The organism is Streptomyces sp. NPDC000134, from assembly GCF_042899225.1.
Classification (GTDB): domain Bacteria; phylum Actinomycetota; class Actinomycetes; order Streptomycetales; family Streptomycetaceae; genus Streptomyces.
In genome coordinates, this window is the sequence record NZ_JBIAZN010000007.1 from 186,075 (window position 1) to 205,817 (window position 19,743).

Consider the following 19,743-nt stretch of genomic DNA (forward strand, 5'->3'; position numbering starts at 1 on the left):
TCGGGGGCGGCGCATCCGGCCCGGCCCCTAGGGTGTCGGCATGGACCTCGACACCGTACGGACCTTCGTCGTCGCCGTCGACGCGGGCCAGTTCCGGGAGGCCGCCGCCGAACTGGCCGTCACCCAGCAGGCCGTCTCCAAGCGCATCTCCGCGCTCGAACGGGACCTCGGCGTACGGCTGTTCACCCGGACGCCGCGCGGCGCCCGGCTGACCATCGACGGGCAGGCGTTCCTGCCCCACGCGCGTGAACTGCTCCGCGTCGCCGACCGCGCGGTCGCCTCCGTCCGCACCGGCAGCCGTCCGCTGCGCGTCGACGTGATCGCCTCCCGCAGCGCCCAGGCGGGACTGCTGCGCGACTTCCACCGCGCGCACCCCGGGGTCGACCTCGACGTGGTGATGCTGTTCGACATCGACACGGCCGTCACCGCGATCCGCTCCGGCACGATCGACGCGTCCTTCCGCGCCGTCGCCGCGCCCGGCCGGCCCCTCCCCGAGGACATCGCCTCCGTCCGGGTCCTGGACGAGCCGCTCGACCTCCTCACCGGCCCCGGCCACGCGCTGGCCGGCGCCCGCTCGGTGCCCCTCGCCGAACTGGCCGGGCACCGGATCTGGATGCCGGGTGTCGTCCCCGGCACCGAGTGGGCCGCCTACTACGACGACCTGGCCGCCGAGTTCGGCCTCACCATCGAGGCGACCGGCCCCAACTTCGGCTCCGACGCGCTCCTCGACACCATCGCCGACACCCCCGCCCTGGCCACCTTCATGGGCGGACGGAGCCGCCTGGTCTGGCCCGCCGGACACGGCCTGCGCCGCATCCCGGTGACCGACCCGACCCCCGTCTACCCCCACTCCCTCCTCTGGCACCACGACAACCCCCACCCCGCCCTGGCCACCCTCCGCACCCACCTCACCACCACTCCGGCCGATGAGACCCCCGGGACGACCTGGACACCGGACTGGGCCCCGCCCCGGTGAAGCCCGCCACGCCGCCCCGGACGCCGCGTTCCGGGTGTCACCGGCCCCTGAGAGCCGCGCCCGGTTCGAGGGTGTGGTCGTGGATGTAGCGGGCCAGGGCAACCCGGGAGCGGATGTTGAGTTTTCCGTAGATGCGGCGCAGGTGGTAGTTGACGGTGTGCGGGGAGAGGTGGACGCGCTGGGCGACCTGGCGGTTGGTCAGGCCCCGGGCGACCAGGCCGGCGATGGTGTGCTCCATGTCCGTCAGCGCCTGCGCGGTGCGGGGCGCGGCGGGCTGCCGCTGGTGGGACGCGGCGTCGACGAGGGTCATCCGGCCCACGTGGTCCCGGGTGGTCCACCGACCGTGCCGGGGCGGCGGCTGAGGCACGGTGTCGGCGGGCACCCGCCGTTCGTCCAGCAGGGCCCTCAGGTCCTCGGCCGCGCACGCCCGGGTCCAGGCGTCCCGGTGTTCCGCCGCGACCCGCGCGATGCCGTCCGGGTCGCACTCGTACAGCGAGCGGGCGTGCAGGGCGGCCAACTGGACGGCGGGGGCGTCGGGGTTGTCCGCCGCCAGCTTCTCCACGGTCCTCAGGGCCGTATCGGCGAGCGCGGGGTCCTCGGCGCGGCGGGAGAAGCGGACGAACCAGGCCGCCGCGCCCGGCTCCGCCAGCAGCAGCGGCCGGGAGGACGGCAGCGGGACGGGGGCGGCGGCGAGCAGGCCGGCCGTCTCGCGGACCTCGTTGCGCGCGCCGTGCAGCAGTACGTCCAGCCAGTGGCAGCGCAGGGCCAGAAGCGGCCACGCCTCCAGGGCGGCCCGGTCCTCCCGGCAGTCGGCGAGGTGCCCGGCGGCCGACCCGGTGTCGCCCGCGAGCAGTTCGGCGCGGCACAGCGCGGCCGACGCCCAGGCCGCGAGCCCCGGCAGCCCGCCGTCCGACGCGGCCGACCGCACGCCCCGCGCCCGCCGCCGGGCGGCGTCGGCATCCCCCGTCCGCAGATGTGCCGCCGTCCGTACGAGGTCCGCGGCGAGCCCGAACACGAGGTCCTCCTCCTCGGTCGGCACCTGGCCGAGAAGCTCCTCCGCCGCGTCGAGGTCCCCCAGCGCGACGAGCTTGGCCGCCAGCGCCAGTCGGGGGTAGGCGCCGCCGGCCGGCGGTACGGGCGGCAGGGGCTGGTCGACGGCCCGGCGGCCCCAGCGGACGGCCTCCGCCGTACGCCCCTCGGCCCACTCCAGACCGGACAGGACCACCGCGGCCGTCCGCGCGGCCTCCGGCCCGGCCCCCGCCAACTGGTCGATCACGGCATCGGCCCAGGCGTCGGCGAGCGGGCCGGAACCGGCCGCCGGGCCGGTCCGGTCCGCCGCGAACGCCGCGCCCGCGAGCCCGCCCGCCAGCACGAAGTCGGCCATCAGGCACCGCAGGACCAGCTTCTCCGCCGCCGGGAGCCGCCGGCTGAGCGCGCTGCGGACGAGCAGGACGACCGACTCGGTGTGCCCGGTCCGCAGCAGTGTCCGGATCGCGCCCGTCGTGCCCGCGCCCCCCGGTGCCACCGTCCCGTCCCGTTCCCGCTCCCGCGTGCCCTCCCGGCGCCCGAGTTCGGCCAGGCCCAGCTCGGCCAGGTCGTCGACGGGCACGCCGGGCCGGGCCGCGCAGCGCCGCGCCTCCTTGTGCAGGGCGGCCCGCACGGTCGCCGGGATCGACTCGTACACGGAACGCCACACCAGCGGCTGCTGGAAGCTCACCCCGTCGTCGGCGAAGGTGAGCAGCCCGGCGGCCACGGTCTCGTCGAGAGCGGGCAGCAGCGCGGCGGTACCGGTGCCCAGCATGGCCGCGGCCTGCGACAGCGGGAAGGTGCGGCCCAGGATGGTGCCCACCCGCAGCAGTTGCACCGACTCCTTGGACAACTGCCGCAGATGCTCGTCGACCGCGGCCCGCACCCGCGCCGGAAGCTGTCGCGGAGTGAGCCGGATCAGCTCGCCCCCGGGTCCGATGCGGCCCTCCTCGGCCAGCCCCGCGACCAGCTCCACGATCAGCCGGGGGTTGCCGTGCGCGCAGTTCACCACGTCCAGCAGCCCGGCCCGCGGCGGGACGCCGATGAGGTCACGGACCAGGCCGTGCACCGCCCCGCCGGTCAGCGGCGACAGCTCCAGCAGGTCCACCCGGGCCTCGGCGGCCGGGCAGGGCGTGACCTGCGCCGTGGCGGCACGGGCGAGCAACAGCGTCGGCGACGGCGCGGGGTCCTGCCGCAGCGTATGCAGCAGAGTGCGCAGCTCACCGGCGGTCAGGGCGGCCACGTCGTCCAGCACCAGCAGCTCGCGGTCGCCGGAGGAACGCGGTCGGTGCCCCGGGCCCGCCGCCATGAGCGCCCTGAGGTCCGCCGTGCGCGGGTGGCGCACGGTCAGCCCGCGCCGGCGCGCGTGCCGGGCGGCCTCGCTCAGCAGTCTGGTCTTGCCGACGCCGGTCTGGCCGCTGACGACCAGCACCCGCGGCACGTCGTGTTCCGCCAGGTCGAGAAGGCCGGCGATGCGCCGCTGCTCCTCGTCGCGCCCGTGCAGCCTGACTTCGGGCATGTGAACCCCCGTGACGACGTCCAGGACCAGGAACCGCCGGCCCGGGGGTCGCCCGAGCCGCCGTACCGAGAATCAACCTTCCCCATACGACGGCCGAATGCGGTGACGGCCCTCACAATCGCGCCCGATTGTCTTGTTTCGCTATGGTGCCCGGGGTAGTGGGAGCCGGCCGCGCGGTCAGCCCACGGCGGCGCCCAGCACCTCCGTCAGCAGTCCGCCGACGATACGCGGCCCGTCCTCCGTCAGCACCGACTCGGGATGGAACTGCAAGGAGGCGAAGCCCTGCCCGCGCAGCGCGTGGATCTCGCCGGTCTCCGCGTCCCTGCTGGCCCGCACCGCACCCACCCCCGGACGGTCGATCTCGTCCTCGTCGCCGCGGGCGGCGAAGGTGTTGTAGAACCCGACGCGCTCGCGGCGCCCGAACAGGTCGATCTCCTGCTGCACCCCCTGGTTCGGCACGGGACGCCGGACGATCTCCAGACCCAGCACGGTGCTCAGCACCTGATGACTGAGGCAGATGGCCAGGAACGGACGCCGCCGCCGCAGCAGCGTGCCGAGCGCCGACCGCAGATGGGCGATCTTCGGATCGTCAGTGTCGCGGGGATCACCGGGACCGGGACCCATGACGACCAGGTCGTAGCCGTCGAAGCGGTACGGCTCGTCGTAGCGCCGCACGGTCACCTCGGGTCCCATCGCCCGCAGTTGGTGGTCGATCATCGAGGTGAAGGTGTCCTCGGCGTCGACCACCAGCACCCTGCGCCCGGCCAGCACCGGCACCGCGCGCTCCGGTCCGTCGCCGGTTCCCAGCCAGAACCCGGCGATGGTCTCGTTGCGCCGGGCCAGCGCCTCGCGCACCCGCGGATGGTCGGCGAAGCGGTCCGGTCCCCGGGACTTCAGCGCGGAGAGCAGTCCGGCCGCCTTCGCCCGGGTCTCGGCGACCTCCGCGCCGGGGTCGGAGTGGCGCACCAGGGTGGCGCCCACCCCGATCCGGACCCGGCCGGCGGCGTCGATGTCGGCGGTGCGGATGAGGATGGTGGAGTCGAGCGTGCGGCCACCGTGCTCGTCCCGGCCGATGAGGGCCAGCACGCCGCTGTAGTAGCCCCGCCCCCGCGGTTCGTAACGCGATATCACCTTGGTGGCGCTCTCCAGCGGGCTGCCGGTCACCGTGGGCGCCAGCAGCGTCTCGCGCAGGATCTCGCGCACATCGCGGCCGGTGCGGCCCTCGATGAAGTACTCGGTGTGCGCCAGCCGGGCCATCTCCTTCAGATACGGCCCGACCACCCGCACGCCCGGGTCGCAGATCCGGGCCATCATCTTCAGTTCCTCGTCCACCACCATGTACAGCTCGTCCGACTCCTTGCGGTCGGCGAGGAACTCCATCACCCCGGGCAGCGCCGGGCCGGAGGCCGGATAGCGGTACGTGCCGCTGATCGGGTTCATCACCGCGGTGCCGCCCGCCAGGCTGATGTGCCGCTCCGGGCTGGCCCCGACGAACGTACGGCCGCCGGTGTGCACCAGATACGTCCAGTACGCGCCGGACTCGCGCTCCAGCAGCCGTTTGAAGAACGACAGGGCGCTGTGCGGGCCGTACCCGGTGATGTCGGCGACGAAGGACCGCCTGAGGACGAAGTTGGCGCCCTCGCCCCGGCCGATCTCCTCGTCGATGACCGTGCGCACCAGGCCGGCGTAGCGCTCGTCGTCCGGTTCGAAGCGCTCACCGGACAGGGCGACGGGCCGGTCGGGGAGCCGGCGCAGCGCCTCGGCGAGCGGCAGGCGCTCCTGGGCGGCGACGGTCATGGTCAGCAGCGGCGCGCCGTCGTCGGGGGCGGCGAACCCGCGCTCGCGGACCTGCCGGTAGGGGACGATCGCCAGCACCTCGTGCCCGGCCCCGGCCGCCGGTTCCGGCAGGGGGATCTCCGCGAGCGTGTCCACCGCGGACATCTCGCCGAGCAGCACCTCCAGGGTGTCGCCGGCGCGTTCGGGGCGGTGCAGCAGCGCGTACGCGGGCGGCGGTTCCCGCAGCACCCGGGTCAGCAGTCCCCCGGTCATCGCCGGCTCCCCGCGTCCGGTCCGGCCGCGTCCAGCCCGGACAGCAGGGACTTGGCCGTGGTGACCTGGGCGCAGCGCCCGGCCGCGTACTCCAGCGCCATCCGGTGGTACTCCTCGGAGAAGTCGGCGACCGCGTCGGCCACCAGGAACGTCCGGATGTCGTGGGTGAACGCCTCCACGGCGGTCATCAGCACCCCGACATGGGCGTACACCCCGCAGACGACGAGCTGGTCGCGGCGGTGCCGGCGCATCCGGTCCAGCAGGTCGGTCCTGAAGAAGGCGCTGTAGCGCCACTTGGTCAGCAGCCAGTCGTCCGCCGCCGGGGCCAGCTCCGGGACGACCTCCCGGTCCTCGGGGGCGGGAGTCATGCCCGGACCCCAGAAGTCCTTGAGCAGACCGCGCTGTTCGGGCGTCATCCCGCCGGGCTGGGCGGTGTAGGCGACCGGTATGCCCAGGGCGGCACAGCGGTCGCGGAGCAGTGCCGCGTTGCGCACCAGGTCGTCACCGGGGGCCTGGCCCGCCGGGAACGACCGCAGGAAGAAGCGCTGCATGTCGTGGATCAGCAGGACCGCGCGCCCGGGGTCCACCGCCCAGTCGGCGGTGTTCGGGGGCAGCTCGCCCTGCGTGGGCATCGGGTACGGCACGGTGGGGGGAATCCCTGCCATCGGTTCTCTCGCGTTCCTTCCGTTTCCGGTCCGCCGGGTCAGCCGCGCCAGGCCGAGGCGACGGCGATCGCCTGGCGCGGGTTGAGGCGGGGGTCGCACAGGCTCGTGTACTTGGTGGCGGTGTCCTGGAGGTCGTCCTGGCCGGCCACGCATTCGGTCACCTCGTCCGGGGTGGTCTCCAGGTGCAGCCCGCCCGTGACGCCGCCCGCGACGGCCACCGCGGTGTGGAACTCCTCGACCTCCTGCACGACGGTCCGCACCAGCCGGGTCTTGAGACCGCCGGGGCCGGTCACGGTGTTGCCGTGCATCGGATCGGTCAGCCACACCACGGGATGGCCCGCCGCGCGTACGGCGCTCACCAGCGGCGGCAGCCGGTCGCCCACGGCCTCGGCGCCCATCCGGGCGATCAGGGTGAGCCGCCCCGGCTCGCGTCCGGGGTCCAGCCGTTCGCACAGCGCCACCAGTTCGTCCGGGGTCATGCCGGGGCCGACCTTGCAGGCCACCGGGTTGACCACCGAGGAGAGCAGGGCGACATGGGCGCCGTCGAGCTGCCGGGTGCGCTCGCCGATCCACGGCCAGTGGGTGGAGGTGAGCAGCGACCGGCCGTCCGGCTGGCGTCGCACCAGCGGCAGTTCGTAGTCGAGGAGCAGGGCCTCGTGGCTGGTCCACACCGGTGCCCCGGGCCGGGCCCGGCCGCGTCCGGCGGGCCATCCGAGCAGTTCCATGACGGTCCCGGCGGCCAGGTATCCGGTCAGCAGCCGGGACGGGTCGGGGCGGCGCAGCTCCGCGTCGGGCTCCGGGGAGTTGACCATGTGGCCGCGGTAGACGGGCAGTTCGACGCCGCCCACGGTCTCGGTGGGCCGGGAGCGCGGCTTGGCGAACTGGCCGGCCAGCCGCCCCACGCGCAGCACCGGCCGGTGCGCGGTCATGGCCATGGTGCCCGCGAGGACGTCCAGCAGGCCCGCCTTGCGGGCGATGTCCTCCGGGGTGCACTCGTCCCAGTCCTCCGCGCAGTCGCCGCACTGGACGACCTGCAGGGTCCCCGCCGCGGCCTCCGCGAGGTGGGCGCGCAACTCCGTGACGTCCTCGTAGGTGACCAGCGGAGGCGCGGAGCGCAGTCTTTTCCGTACGTGTTCGACGCCCTCGGGATCGTCCCAGTCGGGCTGTTGCAGTGCGGGCAGTAACGCGAGCGATTCCGTTGATACGGCCATGCCGTGACGGCTCCGTCCGAAAGTGTGGGGGGATGGGGCTTGTCGTCGGGGTCGCCCGGTCAGGCGCGGCCGGGACAGTCCCCGGCGCCGTCGAGCGCGCCGTCCTCCAGGGCCGTCCGGGCCACGGCGGAGGCGACCGCGGGCATCACCCTCGGGTCCAGCGAGTGCGGCACGATCCGGTCCGCGGCCAGGTCGGCGGCGGCGACCTCGGCGATCGCCTCGGCGGCGGCGAGCTTCATGCCGTCGGTGATCCGCCGGGCGCCCGCGTCCAGCGCACCGCGGTAGATTCCCGGCGAGGCCAGGGTGTTGATGACCTGGTTGGGGAAGTCGCTGCCCCCGGTGCCCACCACCGCGGCGTACCGCGCGGCGGTCCGGGGGTGGATCTCCGGTACGGGATTGGAGAGCGCGAGGACGATCGCGTCCGGGGCCATCGCGGCGATCAGTTCCTCCGGCACCGTCGCGCTGGACACCCCGACGAACACGTCGGCGTCCCGCAGCGCCTCGGCGAGCCCGCCGCGCAGCCCGCGCGGATTGGTCCGTCCGGCCAGCGCGGCCTTCGCCGGGTTCATACCGGCACGGTCCGGGGCGAGGATGCCCCGCGAGTCGAGCACGGTGACGTCGGTGAGGCCCGCCGCCAGCAGGATCCGGGCGCAGGCCACACCGGCCGCGCCGGCCCCGGAGACGACGACCCGCTGCCGGGTCAGAGGGCGGCCGACCACCGTGCTCGCGCCGCGCAGCGCCGCCAGCACCGCGATGGCCGTGCCGTGCTGGTCGTCGTGCATCACCGGACAGTCCAGCGTCCGGACCAGCCGTTCCTCCAGTTCGAAACAGCGGGGCGCGGCGACGTCCTCCAGACTCACCGCGCCGAACGACGGGCGCAGCCGCACCAATGTGTCGACGATCTCGTCCACGTCCGTGGTGTCCAGCACCAGCGGGATCGCGTCCAGTCCGCCGAACTGCTTGAGCAGCGCGGCCTTGCCCTCCATCACGGGCAGGGCCGCGGCCGGTCCGACGTCGCCGAGACCGAGCACCGCGGTGCCGTCGGTGACCACGGCGACCAGCCGGCCGGCCCAGGTGTACCGCTCCGCGAGCTCCGGGTCCCGCGCTATCGCCTTGCTGACCGAGGCCACGCCCGGGGTGTACGCGATGGACAGCGCCCGGGAATCGTGGAACGCGGTGGTGACTCCCACGCTCAGTTTTCCGCCTTCATGAGCAGCGAACACCTCGGCGTCCGTCACCGGGTTGTTCACCCCGACTGCGGTCATGGTGAAACCCCTTCTCTTGGGCAGGTCACCAGGACGCTAGTCGAACGTGATGTTCGGGCGCACTACTCGACCGGGTAATCCGCGTGCCCGGACCGAACTACCCACCTGGGTAGTGGCCTCCGGTACGAGGAGGAAACACAATGGTCAAACACCCTTCCAAGGCACCTTCGAGTGCCTCTTCCGACACAACTTTCCGGCACACCTTCGAATACGACGAGAGCCGCCGAGAAGCCGCACAGAAAGCGAGCGCCGAATGCCGACACTCATCATCAGTAATCAGCGCACCGAGGAAATGGTGGGTGACCTCGAACTGCTGGACCCGGAATACCGGCTGTACGTGGGGAATCAGGCCCAGCGCATGGCCTGGTGCCTGCGGGACGGTGACGTCCTGGTCCTGCCCATCGCCGTGAGCGAGGAATTCCTGCGCTATGTCACCGCCGCCCTGGGCATCGCCCGGGACTCGGTGAAGGTGCTGGTGCCGCCGCCCGGCCGCCTGGGCGAGGGCGTGCTGTCCCAGGACCGGCTCACCGACGAGGGGTTCCTCGCCACGCTGCGGGAGGCCGTGCAGACCCACGGCGTCGACCGGGTCCTGCCCTTCCACTTCGACAGCTCCGTCGCCGAACTGACCCGTACGCTCGGCCTGGACAAGGCGACCGGCGGCTTCGGCTTCCTCGACCAGGGCGGCGGCCGGCTGCTGAACAGCAAGGCCACCTTCCGCGCCCTGGCCGGCGGCACCGGCGCGCCAGTCCCGCCCGGCGGGGTGTTCTCCTCCCGCGAGGAAGCCGGGGCGTACCTGTGGGAACGGCTGCTGTCCCAGGGCCAGCCCGCCATCCTCAAGCAGGACTTCCACGTCGCCGGCTTCGGCAACGAGATCGTCAGCCCCGTCCCCGGTGTCGACCCGCTCGGCGCCCAGCGCGCGGTGGTGACCGCGAGCCGCGCCGACCTCGACACGTATCTGAGCGAACGCTGGCCCTGGCTCACCGACGGCGGACGCAACCGGGTGGTGATCGAGCAGTACGTACCGGAGTCCGCCCCCATCTACGCCGAGGTCCGCGTCGAGGAACACGGCGTGGAGTTCACCGGGCACGGCGAGATGCGGATGAAGCCCGTCCTCAACGGCCTCATCGTGCCCGCCCCGTCGGCCGAACTGCCCGCCTTCCCCGGCTTCCTGGACGCGGTACGCAAGCTGTGCCGGCCGATCCACGCGATGGGCTACCGCGGCATCGTCAGCATCGACGCGATCGTCACGCCCGACCGGAACATCCTCATCAACGAGTTCAACTGCCGTACCGGCGGCTCCACCCACATCCACCGGATCGGCGAACGCGTCGTCGGCGACGACTACTTCGAGGAGCGCGTCCTGGTCGAGCTGCGCCGCTGCACCTTCCCGCCGTTCGCCACCGCCGTCGAGGCCCTGGCCGGCCGCGGCCTGGCCTACGACCCGGCCGCCCGTACCGGCGTGCTGATCACCGTCGACGACAACAGCCCGTCGGGCGGCTTCGGCGAGTACTGCGTGGTGGCCCGGGACGCCGAGCAGGCACGGGAACTCGAGCAGGCCGTCGCCGACGTGCTCACCCCGCTGTGCGCGAAGGGCTGATCGCGTTGACCTCCGCACGACCCCGCTACCGGGAGCTGATGACCCGTGAACTCCTGCTGTGGGCACTGATCTCCCTGGCCAGCAAGGCCCCGGTCGCCATGGCCCCGCTGGCCCTGGTCTTCCTCAGCCGGGAGGGCCCGGGGGGCTACACCCTGGGCGCGAGCCTGGCCTCCGCCTACGTCCTCGGTGAGGTGGTCGGCGCCCCCCTGCTCGGGACCCGGCTGAGCCGGGGCCGGATGCGCCGGGAGCTGTCCGCCGGGCTGCTGGCGGGCGCGCTGGCCTTCGGCGCCCTGCCGTTCGCGCACTCCGCCCCGGCGCCCGTCCTGCTGGCCCTCGCCTTCCTGGCCGGCGGGGCCCCGGCCGCCTGTCCCGGCGGCCTGCGGGCCTCGCTGACCAGGCTGGTGGGCGACGACCTGGTGCCCCGGGCGCTGAGCGCCGAGGCCACCCTCACCCAGTGCGTCTGGGCCGCGGCACCCGGCCTGGTCGTCCTGCTGGCCCTCCAGGTCCACCCCGGCGCCCCGCTGCTGCTGGGCGCGCTGCTCGCGGCCACCGCCTCCCTCCTGCTGCTCCGCCTGCCGGAACCGCGGGTGTCCGAACCCACCGGCCCCGCCGGGCGCACCGCCGCGCCGATGACCCGGACCCTGCTGTCCGGCTGGCCCGTCTACCTCACCAGCGCGGCGGCCATGGCGATGCTGGCCACCGCCGAACTCGTCCTGCCCGCGCTCCTGGAGGACCGGCACATCACCGTCGGCTGGTCGGGCCCGCTGCTGGCCGGGTTCGCCCTGGCCAGCGCGGCCGGCGCGCTCTGCTACGGCCTGCGGACCTGGCCCGGCTCGGTCCGGGTGCAGAGCCTGGTCCTGCTCGTCGTCACCGCCGCCTGCGTCTGCCTGATCACCCTGCTGCCGGGTCTCGGGGGCATCGCCGCGGCGCTGCTCCTCGCGGGTGTCTTCCAGTCCGGCGTCATGGTCACCCGCAACCTCAGCCTCCGGGAACGCCTGCCCGAACACGCCCACGCCGCCGCGTACTCGGTGATGTACGCCGTCCAGGGCGTGGGCTACAGCGCCACCGCGTCCCTCTCCGCGGTGGCCCTGGACCTGGCGACCCCCTCGGTGGCGATCCTCGGCGGCGTCGCCGTCACCCTGGTCATCACCGCCGTCAGCGCCTTCGCCGAACGCGGCCCCAAGCCGCTCACCACCGCCGATCCGCCCACCTTCGCCGACGCCGACCAGTGCACCTGACCCGCCCGTCGCCCGGCCGCCCCCGCGCGGGGTGGCCGGGCGGTTCGTCCCCGGGCCGGCCGGCGCCCGCCGTCCCGGCCCCGCGGCGCGCTTAGGCTGAGGGGCATGATCTCGGTGGAGGGGAAGCCCCCGGGCGCGCCGCTGTCGGGGGCGTCGCGGTGGTGGGTGCGGCTGCTGCCATGGGGCCTGGCGTTCGTGCTGTGCTCCGCCCTGCTGCCCACCACCATCAAGGTGCTCAGCGCCGACTACGGGCTGAACGCCGGTGTCGCGAGCGCGCTGGCCATCCCGCAGGCGGCACCGCTGCTGTTCGCGGTCGTCCGCCCGCTGCGCGCCTGGTACGTGATCTTCGTCGCGGACGTGGCCGGGGCGCTCGTGCTGCTCACCGCCGACTTCGAGGCACGGCTGCTGTGGCCGTTCCCGCCCATGCAGATCGTCGGATACATCGGCCTCTGCGTCGCCCTCGGCCTGCGCGAGCGTGGCCGGACGCTGATCCTGGTGTGGCTGGCGACGGCGGCCGTCAACGCCGGCCTGATGACCGTCGCCCCGCACGGCGCCAACGGCATGACCGCCCTGCTGACCATCCTCGGCGGCGTCACCCTGCTGCTCACCGGCGCGCTGCGCGAGCGGCACGAGGCACAGCGCAGACTGGCCGAGCAGAAGACGATCAGCGAGGCCGAGCGCGGCCGGCGGACCCTCCTGGAGGAACGCGCCCGTATCGCCCGTGAGCTGCACGACGTGGTGGCGCACCACATGTCCGTCATCACGGTGCAGGCGGACACCGCCGCCTACCGCCTCGACCGGCTGACGCCCGAGGCACGGGAGGAGTTCACGTCCATCGCGGCGGCCGCCCGCGAGTCGCTCGGCGAGATGCGCCGGCTCCTCGGCGTCCTGCGCAACGAGGACGCGCACGGCGAACTGGCGCCCCAGCCGGGCCTGTCGCGGATCGGGCAACTGGTGGAGGCGACGGTGCGGGCGGGCGTGCCGGTGGAGTTCACCCCCTGCGACGCCGACGTGCCCGAGGCGGTGGGCCTCTCCGCGTACCGCATCGTCCAGGAGGCCCTCGCCAACGTCGTACGGCACGCGCCGGGCGCCCCGGCCCGGGTGTCGGTGACGGCCGCGCGGGACGGGTCGCGGCTCACCGTCCTCGTCGTCAACGGGCCGCCGCCCGAGCCGCCCACCGCGCCGCTGGAGTCGACCGGCACCGGGCACGGCCTCGTCGGCATGCGCGAGCGGGTGCGGCTCGCCGACGGCACCCTCGACGCCGGCCCCCTGCCGGACGGCGGCTTCCGGATCGCCGCACAACTCCCCCTGACCGGAAAGGACCTCACGTGACGACGCGCGTCATCATCGTCGACGACCAGGCCATGGTGCGGGCGGGCTTCGCCGCGCTGCTGGCCGCCCAGAGCGACATCGACGTGGTGGGCGAGGCCCCCGACGGCGCCCAGGGCGTCGAGCTGAGCCGGCGGGTCCACCCCGACGTCGTACTGATGGACGTCCGGATGCCCGAGATGGACGGCCTGGAGGCCGCACGCCGCATCCTCGCGCCCCCGCCGGGGGTGACGCACCGGCCGCGCGTGCTGATGCTCACCACCTTCGACGTCGACGACTACGTCTACGAGGCGCTGCGCGCGGGCGCCAGCGGCTTCCTGCTGAAGGACGCGCCGCCGGCCGACCTGATCGCGGCGGTACGGGTCGTGGCCTCCGGCGACGCGCTGCTCGCCCCCTCCGTGACCCGCCGCCTGATCGCGGACTTCGCCCGGCAGCGCCCCGCCGCCCGGGGCAAGCCCGCGCTCCGCCTCAAGGCCCTCACCCAGCGCGAGACCGAGGTCCTCACCCTGGTGGCCCGCGGCCGGTCCAACACCGAGATCGCCCAGACGCTGGTGCTGGCCGAGCAGACGGTGAAGACGCACGTGAGCCGCGTCCTCACCAAGCTCGACCTGCGCGACCGCGCCCAGGCGGTGGTCTTCGCGTACGAGTCGGGGCTGGTGACCCCGGGGGAGTAGGGCCCCGCCACCCCCTACCGGGGTAGCACCTCCGACTTGGCTCCCGGGTATGACGCCCGGTACACGGCCGCCCTCGCACACTCCTCCCCGTCACGAGGAGATCGCGAAAGGGCGGAACATGAGGCTACGGCTACGCAGCACCCGGCGACAGCAGGCGGACCAGGTACGGGAGGCGCCCGCCGCCACCCCCGGTGCCGCCGTCGAACTGCGCGGTGTCCGGCGGCAGTACGGTCGCGGCGCGGGCTCGGTGCACGCCCTGGCCGGTGTCGACCTGACCCTCCCGAGCGGCACGTTCACCGCCGTCATGGGTCCCTCGGGCTCCGGCAAGTCCACCTTCCTGCAGTGCGCCGCCGGACTCGACCGGCCGACCGCGGGCTCGGTGCGCCTGGGCGGTACGGAGATCACCGGCATGAGCGAGAACGAGCTGACCGAACTGCGCCGCGGCCGCGTCGGCTTCGTCTTCCAGGCGTTCAACCTGCTGCCGTCGCTCACCGTGGAGCAGAACGTCCTGCTGCCCATGCGGCTGGCCGGACAGCGCCGGGACCACCGCCGAGCGGCAGAGGCGCTCGCCCGGGTCGGGCTCGCCGGCCAGGCCCGCCGCCGGCCCGCCGAGCTGTCCGGCGGCCAGCAGCAGCGCGTGGCCGTCGCCCGCGCGCTGATCACCCGCCCGGACGTGGTGTTCGCCGACGAACCCACCGGCGCCCTCGACACCGGCACCGCCGCCGAGGTCCTCGGCCTGCTCCGGCACGCGGTGGACACCCTCGGCGCCACCGTCGTCATGGTCACCCACGACCCGGTCGCCGCCGCCTGGGCCGACCGCGTGCTGTTCCTCGCCGACGGCGCCCTCGCCGGCGGCCTGGAGGGCGGGCCGGCGGACCGGATCGCGGCGCGGATGGCGGCGCTCACCGCCCGTACCTCCGGCGCGGACGCGATGGCGGGGGCGGTGGCATGAGGCGCCCCGACGGACTGGCCCGCGAGGCCGTCCGCTTCGCACCCGCCTCCTTCGCCGGGACCTTCCTGGTGCTGCTGATGTCCGCGCTGATCGTCTCGGCCTGCGGCATCCTGCTGGAGACCGGCCTGCGCGCGTCGGTGCCGCCGCAGCGGTACGCGAAGGCACCCGTCGTCGCGGCGGCGGCCCCGTACGTGCCCCTGGTCACCGGCAGTGGCGAGGACCGCGAGGAGGAACACGTCCCGCTGCCGGACACGGCACGCCTGGACACCGGGCTGGCCGCGCGGGCCGCCCGAGCGCCGGGCGCGGCCGAGGCCGTCCCGGACGTCACCTTCCCGGTGCGCGCGGACCCCGGACCGCTCGCCCCCGGTGGTGTGCTGACCGGGCACGGCTGGGGCTCGCACGTCTTCACCGGCACCTCGCTGACCGGCGGTTCCGCGCCCCGCGCGGGCGAGGTCGTGCTCGACGCGGGTACCGCTCGCGCCGCGAAGGCCGCCGTCGGCGACACGGTCGCACTGCGGACCGCCGCCGGACGCCGGGACTTCCGCGTCGCCGGGGTCGCCGAGGCGGGGGCGGGGGACACGGTACGGAACGCCGGTGCTGCCGGGGCCGGGGCGGGGGAGCCGGTACGGGACACCGGTGCCGCCGGGGCCCTCGTCTGGTTCGCCGACGCCCAGGCCGCCACGCTCGCCGGCCACCCCGGCAAGGTGGACGCCATCGTGGTGCTGGCGCGGCCCGGCACCGACCCGGGCGACCTGGCCGGCTCGGTGCGCGAGGCGCTGGCCGGTTCGGACGCCCGGGTGCGCCTCGGCGGCGACCGGGGCGCCGTCGAGGAGCCCGGCCTCGGCCACGCCCAGGAGACGCTGACCGGGATCGGCGGCTCGTTCGGCGGCATCGCCACCCTCGTCGCGATATTCACCGCAGCCGGGACCGTGGCCCTGTCGGTGGCCCAGCGGGCCCGCGAGTTCGCGCTGCTGCGGGCCGTCGGCGCCACTCCCCGGCAGATCCGCCGAGCGGTCGCCGGGGAGGCACTGCTGGTCGCCCCGCTCGCCGGGATCGCCGGCTGCCTGCCCGGCATCGGGCTCGCGCACTGGTGGTTCGGGGAGTTGCGGGAGCGCGGCGCGATCCCGGAGGCGGTGCGGATGCACGTCTCCGTCCTTCCCCTGCTCGCCGCCGTGGGCGTCGGCCTGCTCACCGCGCTCGTCGCGGGCTGGACGGCCGGGCGCCGCCCCGCGAGGACCAAGCCGGGACAGGCGCTGACCGACGCCTCGGTGGAGAAGCTGCGGCCCGGGGTGATCCGTACCGGTCTGGGCGTCGCCGCCCTCGTCGGCGGCGGGTTCCTCACCGGTGTGTCCGCCTCCTCGACGGGAGACGACGCGGCGGGCGCCGCTCTCGGTGTCGTCATGCTCTTCATGCTCGCCGTCGCGCTGCTCGGCCCGCTGGCGGCGAAGCTGTGCGCGGGCCTGTTCGGCCTCCCGCTGCGCGGCGCGGGCCCGGCCGCCGGGCTGGCCGCCGCCAACTCCCGTGCCAACGCCCGCCGTCTCGCCTCCGCGATCACCCCGATCGCGCTGGCCATGGCGTTCGCCTCGACCCTCGTCTTCATGCAGACGAGCGAGGCCCGCGTCGCCGACGAGCAACTGCGGGCGGGCCTCACCGCGGACCACGTGGTCACCGACCCGGCCGGGCTCCCGCCCGACGCGGTGGCCCGCGCCGCCCGCGCCCCGGGCGTGACGGCGGCCGTCGGCCTGCTGACCACCGAGGTGCTGGTCCCGACCGGCTCCGGCGAGTTCGCGTCCCTGGACGGGGCGGCGGTCCAGGCCGTCACCGGCTCCGCCGCGCACCTGGCGAGGGTGCAGGACCTGGACGTACGCGAAGGCAGCCTCCAGCGGCTCGGCAGGGACCGTATCGCCATCGACAGGACCCTGGCGGCCTCGGCGGGCGCCGGCGTCGGCGACCGGCTCCCGCTGTACCTTCCCGACGGCACCGGGGCCCGCCCCGAGGTCGTCGCCGTCTACGGCCGGGGCATCGGCCTGGCCCCGGTGACCATGGACCGGGCGTCCCTGGCCGGACACGTCACCTCACCCTTCGACAGCACCCTGCTGGTACGGGGCGGCTCGCGGACCTCGCTCACCGCGCTGGGCCGGGTCACCGACGCCGCCGGCTACGCCACCGAACGGAACCTCGACGCGAAGATCGGCGCCTGGTCCAACCACACCATGGCCGCGGTCCTGGGCGGCTTCGCGGCCGTCGCCGCAGTCAACACCCTGGTGATGACGGTCCTCGACCGCCGCCGCGAACTGGGCGCGCTGTGCCTGGTCGGCGCCACCCGCCGCCAGGTGCTGGCCATGCTCCGGTGGGAGGCGCTGCTGGTCGCCGTCGTGGGCCTGGTCCTCGGCTCCGCGATCGCCGCCGCCACGCTGATCCCGATGATGCGCGGCCTCACCGGCGAGGGGCCGTACGTGCCCCCGCTGCTGTACGGCGCCTTCGCGGCAACCGCCGCCGCCCTGGCCCTGCTCGCGGTCACAATGCCGGCCCGCGCGGCGCTGCGCCGCCGGTCGTAACCCCCGTACACCGCCCGGGAGCCGGCCTCCCGCCGGCTCCCCTTTCCCACCCGCTGAAAGGACGTCATGACCACGACCCTGGCTCCCCCCGCGCGCCTCGGGAAGCCCGCCGTCCGGGCCCTCGGCCTGCTGGCGGTCGCCACCGGCGCCCTGGAGTCGGTGGTGACACCGACCCTCCCCCTCCTGCAACGCGAACTGGATCTGAGTCCGGCCGAGGGCGCGCTGCTCAGCATCGTGCTGCTGATCACCGGCGCGCTCGTCACCCCGATCGCGGGCAAGCTCGGCGACCGCCACGGCGGGAAGCGCGTCATGATCCGGCTGATGGCGGTGGTCTCGGCCGGCGGCCTGGTCTCCGCCCTGGCGCCGAACCTGCCCGTGCTGCTGCTCGGCCAGATCCTGCAAGGGGCGATGGTGGGCGCGCTGCCCCTGTCGTTCATCCTCGTGCGCACCCACCTCCCCCCGGGAGAGTCGAAGGTGGCCATCGGGGTGGTCAGCGGGCTGTTCGTCGGCGGAGGGATGGCCGGCACGCTGGCCGCCGGGCCGGTGGCGGAGCACCTCTCCCGGCACTGGATGTTCGCGCTGCCCACCCTGGCGGTGATCGGCGCCACCGTCCTCGTCGACCGGCTGATGCCGCGCGACCCGCCGCCCCGGCCGGACGCGGGCCGGGTCGACCTGCCCGGCCTGCTGCTCCTCAGCGCGACGCTGGTCACGCTGATGCTCGTCCTCGCACTGGCCCCCGACATCGCCTCGCAACCCCTGCTGCTCGGCGCCCTCGTCGCCCTGCTCGCCGCCTTCGCGACCGGATGGGCGGCCGTGGAACGCCGGGCGGCCTCGCCGATGGTCGACCTGCGCATGCTGGCACGGCCGGTGATGTGGAAGTCGTGCGTGCTGACGTTCGTGATCTGCCTCGGCACCTCGATGGCCGTCTACCTGGTCCCGCAACTCCTCGCGGTCTCCGGCGACACCTACGGTTTCGGCGCCGGAGCCACCGCGATCGGCTTCTACCTGCTGCCCGGCGCCGTGGCCGCGACCCTGGCCGGACCGGCCGGCGGTACGGGTGCGCGGCGCTTCGGTTCCCGGGCCGTGGTCGCCGCCGGCGTCCTCCTGACGGCCGCCGCCCTGCTCGCCCTGTCGGCCGTCCACAGCGAAATCTGGCACCTCGTCGTCGGCAAGGCACTGATCGCCCTCGCCAACGGCCTGTGCGTGACGGCCCTGGTGACCGGCATCGCCACCTCCGTCGACCGGCACGACACCGGCATCGCCACCAGCCTGGTCCTGGTGACCCGCGTGCTCGGCTACGCCGTGGGCGCGCAGCTCGGCGGCGCGCTCCTCACCGCATGGACCCCCGCCGGATCGGACGTCCCGGCCGAACCGGCCTTCGTCACCGGCTTCCTCGTCGCCGGCGCCGTCACGGTGCCGGCCCTGCTCGTCGTCCGCACCCTCGGCAAAGGAGTCAAGGAATGACCCGCACCGAACAGCTCACCCGCCCCCGCAGCACGCCGAGGCGCGAGGTCCTGGTCTCCGGGGCCGGGATCGCGGGCACCGCCCTCGCCTACTGGCTGAACCGCCACGGCCACGCCGTCACGGTGGTGGAGAAGTCGGCCGCCGTGCGCGGCGGCGGTTACCCCGTCGACGTCCGGGGCGCCGCGCTGGACGTCGTCCGGGAGATGGGCCTGCTGCCCGCGCTGCGGGAGGCGCACGTCGACCTGCGCCGGCTGACCTTCCTGGACCGGGACGGCGCCGAGGTGGCCTCCCTCCACCCGCACGCCGTCACCGGCGGTGTCCCGGGCCAGGACCTGGAGGTGCGGCGCGGGGACCTGACCGACGCGCTGCACACGGCGGTCCGCGACGACGTGGAGTTCGTGTTCGGCGACTCCATCGCCGCCCTCGACCGGTCCGGCCACGGCGTCGACGTCACCTTCCACGGGGGCGCGCAGCGCACGTACGACCTGGTGATCGGCGCGGACGGCACGCACTCGCGCACCCGGGAGAGGCTGTTCGGGCCCGAGGAGAGGTTCCACCGCTACCTCGGGTACTGCTTCGCCGTGTTCACCATGCGCAACACCCTCGGGCTCTCCCACGAGACCGTGATGTGGAACACCCCCGGCCGGGCCGCGGCGCTCTACGCCGTGGGGGACGGCGAGGACGTGCACGCGTTCCTCACCTTCGCCCGTCCCGAACCTCCGATGGCCGCGCTCCGGGACCCCGAGGCCCGACGGGCCCTGGTCGCCTCGGCGTTCGCCGACGCCGGTTGGCAGGTCCCGGGCATGCTGGCCGCCCTGCGCGACGCGGACGACCTGTTCTTCGACCGGGCCGGCCAGATCCGGCTGCCCCGCTGGTCCAGCGGCCGGGTCGCGCTGGTGGGCGACGCCGCGTACGCGCCCTCGTTCCTCACCGGACAGGGCACCAGCCTCGCGCTCGCCGGCGCGCACCGGCTCGCCGCCGCCCTGGCCGGCGGCCGGGACCACACCACGGCCTTCGCCGCCTACGAACACGCCCTGCGGGAGTCGGTGACCGGCACCCAGGACCTGGCCGGCCGGGGCGGCGCCACCCTCTTCCCGACCACCGCCCAGGCCCTTGAACAGCGCGACGACAGGCTGCGCCGGCTCGTCGCGGACAGGCTGCTTGCCCACCGGGAAAGCCAAGAGTAACTTTCCTGGTGGGAAAGTGAAGCTGACCGGGGA

14 protein-coding genes are annotated in these 19,743 nt (G+C 74.7%); 9 read left to right on the forward strand and 5 right to left on the reverse strand.

Features of this window, described 5'->3' with window-relative positions; all coding sequences use genetic code 11:
- Window positions 1–40: 40 nt before the first annotated feature.
- On the forward strand, window positions 41–976 hold the full coding sequence (locus tag ACFY32_RS13005; RefSeq protein ID WP_390674179.1) for a LysR family transcriptional regulator: 936 nt from the start codon (window positions 41–43) through the stop codon (window positions 974–976).
- Window positions 977–1,013: 37 nt separating this feature from the next.
- On the opposite strand, the gene ACFY32_RS13010 is transcribed toward ACFY32_RS13005, so the two are convergent.
- From ACFY32_RS13010 to ACFY32_RS13030, 5 genes are all read right to left on the reverse strand, one after another.
- Window positions 1,014–3,521: a LuxR C-terminal-related transcriptional regulator gene (locus ACFY32_RS13010; protein ID WP_390674180.1), complete on the reverse strand. Its 2,508-nt coding sequence runs from the start codon at window positions 3,519–3,521 to the stop codon at window positions 1,014–1,016.
- A 177-nt stretch (window positions 3,522–3,698) separates the two neighbouring features.
- Window positions 3,699–5,570 (reverse strand): anthranilate synthase family protein, encoded by a 1,872-nt coding sequence (locus ACFY32_RS13015; RefSeq protein ID WP_390674181.1) that lies wholly within the window; start codon window positions 5,568–5,570, stop codon window positions 3,699–3,701.
- Window positions 5,567–6,235, reverse strand: coding sequence for an isochorismatase family protein (locus ACFY32_RS13020; protein WP_390674182.1), 669 nt, complete (start codon window positions 6,233–6,235; stop codon window positions 5,567–5,569). The genes ACFY32_RS13015 and ACFY32_RS13020 overlap by 4 nt, the downstream gene beginning before the upstream one ends.
- 38 nt (window positions 6,236–6,273) lie before the next feature.
- On the reverse strand, window positions 6,274–7,446 hold the full coding sequence (locus tag ACFY32_RS13025) for a 3-deoxy-7-phosphoheptulonate synthase (protein ID WP_390674183.1): 1,173 nt from the start codon (window positions 7,444–7,446) through the stop codon (window positions 6,274–6,276).
- 59 nt (window positions 7,447–7,505) lie between these two features.
- Complete coding sequence (locus tag ACFY32_RS13030) at window positions 7,506–8,711, reverse strand: NADP-dependent malic enzyme (RefSeq protein WP_390674184.1); 1,206 nt, start codon at window positions 8,709–8,711, stop codon at window positions 7,506–7,508.
- Between the two features lie 253 nt (window positions 8,712–8,964).
- Between ACFY32_RS13030 and ACFY32_RS13035 the strand changes: the two genes are divergently transcribed.
- From ACFY32_RS13035 to ACFY32_RS13070, 8 genes are all read left to right on the forward strand, one after another.
- On the forward strand, window positions 8,965–10,308 hold the full coding sequence (locus tag ACFY32_RS13035) for a peptide ligase PGM1-related protein (RefSeq protein ID WP_390674185.1): 1,344 nt from the start codon (window positions 8,965–8,967) through the stop codon (window positions 10,306–10,308).
- Between the two features lie 5 nt (window positions 10,309–10,313).
- Window positions 10,314–11,546, forward strand: coding sequence for an MFS transporter (locus ACFY32_RS13040; protein WP_390674186.1), 1,233 nt, complete (start codon window positions 10,314–10,316; stop codon window positions 11,544–11,546).
- A 105-nt stretch (window positions 11,547–11,651) separates the two neighbouring features.
- A complete protein-coding gene (locus tag ACFY32_RS13045) occupies window positions 11,652–12,878 on the forward strand; it encodes a sensor histidine kinase (protein ID WP_390674187.1) in 1,227 nt (408 codons plus the stop codon).
- Window positions 12,875–13,549 (forward strand): response regulator, encoded by a 675-nt coding sequence (locus ACFY32_RS13050; protein WP_390674188.1) that lies wholly within the window; start codon window positions 12,875–12,877, stop codon window positions 13,547–13,549. The genes ACFY32_RS13045 and ACFY32_RS13050 overlap by 4 nt, the downstream gene beginning before the upstream one ends.
- A gap of 118 nt (window positions 13,550–13,667) precedes the next feature.
- Complete coding sequence (locus ACFY32_RS13055) at window positions 13,668–14,501, forward strand: ABC transporter ATP-binding protein (protein ID WP_390674189.1); 834 nt, start codon at window positions 13,668–13,670, stop codon at window positions 14,499–14,501.
- A complete protein-coding gene (locus tag ACFY32_RS13060; protein ID WP_390674190.1) occupies window positions 14,498–17,059 on the forward strand; it encodes an FtsX-like permease family protein in 2,562 nt (853 codons plus the stop codon). Before ACFY32_RS13055 ends, ACFY32_RS13060 begins: the two co-directional genes overlap by 4 nt.
- 66 nt (window positions 17,060–17,125) lie before the next feature.
- Window positions 17,126–18,523 carry an MFS transporter gene (locus tag ACFY32_RS13065; protein ID WP_390674191.1) on the forward strand — a complete coding sequence of 466 codons (1,398 nt, stop codon included), beginning with the start codon at window positions 17,126–17,128 and terminating at the stop codon, window positions 18,521–18,523.
- Window positions 18,520–19,710, forward strand: a complete 1,191-nt coding sequence (locus ACFY32_RS13070) for an FAD-dependent monooxygenase (RefSeq protein WP_390674192.1) — start codon at window positions 18,520–18,522, stop codon at window positions 19,708–19,710. The genes ACFY32_RS13065 and ACFY32_RS13070 overlap by 4 nt, the downstream gene beginning before the upstream one ends.
- The last annotated feature ends 33 nt before the right edge of the window (window positions 19,711–19,743 follow it).